Below are 2,241 nucleotides of genomic sequence, written 5' to 3' on the forward strand. Positions count from 1 at the left end.
AAGCAGCAGTTCCCAGAGGATCGCGCCGTCGGTGGATCGGTTGTCGCCGATCTTGCCGGGGATCAGATTGATCGCGGCAACGACGAGGTTCACGACCGTGAACGTGATGTAGACGCTCTGCCCGACGGGCGATTCCGGATAGCCCAGCATCGCGACCGCCGCCAGCGCGAGCACCAGCAATACCGCCTGCGCCACCAGTCCCGCAGAAAACAGCAGGAACGTGCCCTTCACGTCGCGTGGAACCTGCGTGAGGCAGCTGCCGCCCAGGCCGGAGACGTTGATGGCGAAGACTTTCAGGCCCAGCGCGCGGGCGGCGGCGAAGTGACCCAGTTCGTGCACGAGGATGAGTGCGGCGAATGCGAGGCAGTACGCCAACGATCCTGCCAAGCCTGAACCGGCGAGGCCCGCCACCAGCAATCCGTTGAGAGGAAGGACCGCATCGACGAACAACGGAACACCGCGAATGGTGGCGACCTTCCATCGGCGCAGCAATCCTGCCGACACGTTCTCCTCGCCGGCGACTGGCGTGTCCATGGGTGGCTCATGCTGCAGAGCGATGTTCGCGAGACGCAGCACCCTCTCCAGGACACCGAATACCACGAAGACGCAGATCCCCCAACGCACCACCCCACTACCCCCTGAGATCTGACTCGCGAACCAGGACTCGGGCACGAGTTCGCGCGCAGCGAGCCCGCCCAGGAATGCGGTGAATGTGGCAAACGTCAACAGAACCCCGGAACGGGTGTAGCGGATCTCGGCCCCCATCGATTTGCCACGGGCGCGTCGACGCCGGAACCAGAGCAGGAACGGCAGGTACAGCAGGAAGCCAACAGCGAGGCAGGCGAAGCACAGGATCGAGATGATGAGCATGATGACGAGTACGGGAGGGTCGGCCGCGCAGGCGCCTCAGCAGAGCCGGCTGCGTACTTCCATCAGGGCAAATCCGAGCAGATTCAGCCCGCACCAGCTGCGTGGATCCAAGGCCGCAGCATCGCTCGCGGCGAGGCCGATGCCCCAGATGCTGTCGAGCGGACTTGCCTCGACGAGCACACGATCACCCGTGTCGAGCAAGTAGTCACGCAGCGCGCGGTTCTGCGCAAACTTCGCCTCGTTTGCACGCACGACGATGTCAAAGCGCACCGGCTCCCAGGCTGCGTCGTCGAAACCGTTCACGGTTCGGCCGAGCTTCTTGGCCTCTGCCGCCGTTCTGACACCCAGGATTCGAGCGCGCACCGCTTCATCGCGAAAAAATCGGGCCTTCTCGGCCATCATGAAATGCTCGGCCGTCGGGTATCGCTGGCCTTCCACCTCGAAGCTGGCCTCGAACCACTGGCTGAAGCACCCCTTGCCGACGGAGCCGTCGGCGTTCGGCTGGTGGCCCCAGAAGAACAGGTACTTGGGCGTGGCGCCTGCATCGAGCGAACACAGCAGGTCTTCGACGGAGCGGGGGTTCAAGGCTTCAGTCATGGTGGCGTCGGGGATGGACGCGCTCGGGTGGCGTCACGGGTTGCGGATTGTCGCCCTGCTCGCAATGTGGGTGACGCGCTCCCGGCCATTCGCCGCAATCAATCGCACAACGTGCCTCTCGCGGGCGCCTTCAGTCATCGCCCCCCAGCGACACCCGAATCCCGATCCACCCCGCCCGCGGCGCGCCCGGCGCAACGAACTGCTCGTGCCGCCAATCCGCCGGCGCCTGCACCGCCCCGCTGGCATCGAACGCATTCGTGCCGAGCAGCCCGCCCGTCGAATAGCGGCGATCGAACACGTTCGACACCTTGCCGAACAGCTCCCACCCCGGCCGGAATTTCCAGCCCGTGGTCAGGTCCAGCAACGTGAACCCCGCGGTGCTGCCGCTGCCGAAGAAATCCACGCCGTCCGCCTGGTGGGCATTGTTCTCGTTGCCCCGCACGTACTGCTTCGACTGCGCCCGCACCTGCGCGCCGACGCTCCAGCTCGGTGTGGCCTGCAGGTCCAGGCTCAACTTCAGCGTGTGCGCCGGCAGGCCGGGCAGGCGGTCGCCCTGGCGCACCTCGATCTCGTCGTCGCCGGTGCAGGCCGCGCTGGTCTCGGCGCTGCTGTTCGATTCGGAGACAAGGCAGGCCGGCGAGTCGAAGGTGGCGCGCAGCCAGCTGTACGACAGCGCCCAGTTCAGCGCGCCGGCCTGCTGCGACACGCCGAGCTCCACGCCCTGGCGCACGGTGCGGCCGACATTGCTGAAGTAGCCGGCCGACAGCCCGTTGC

The 2,241-nt window shown here is 66.3% G+C and carries 3 protein-coding genes; all 3 read right to left on the bottom strand.

Features of this window, described 5'->3' with window-relative positions; translation table 11 throughout:
- A partial coding sequence (locus AC1D15_RS28145) for a zinc metalloprotease (RefSeq protein WP_477828604.1) occupies nt 1-870 on the bottom strand: 870 nt, incomplete at its 3' end.
- A 36-nt stretch (nt 871-906) separates the two neighbouring features.
- Nucleotides 907-1,467 carry a riboflavin biosynthesis intermediates N-glycosidase gene (gene ybiA / locus AC1D15_RS28150; protein WP_477828605.1) on the bottom strand — a complete coding sequence of 187 codons (561 nt, stop codon included), beginning with the start codon at nt 1,465-1,467 and terminating at the stop codon, nt 907-909.
- Between the two features lie 130 nt (nt 1,468-1,597).
- Nucleotides 1,598-2,241 (bottom strand): TonB-dependent receptor domain-containing protein (locus tag AC1D15_RS28155; RefSeq protein ID WP_477828606.1); only part of this gene is annotated, 644 nt, incomplete at its 5' end.

It is taken from the genome of Rhizobacter sp. P2_H2, from assembly GCF_056403375.1.

Excerpts from the sequence above, each read along its gene's own strand:
- ybiA (WP_477828605.1), bottom strand. The coding sequence starts at position 1,467 with ATGACTGAAGCCTTGAACCCCCGCTCCGTCGAAGACCTGCTGTGTTCG.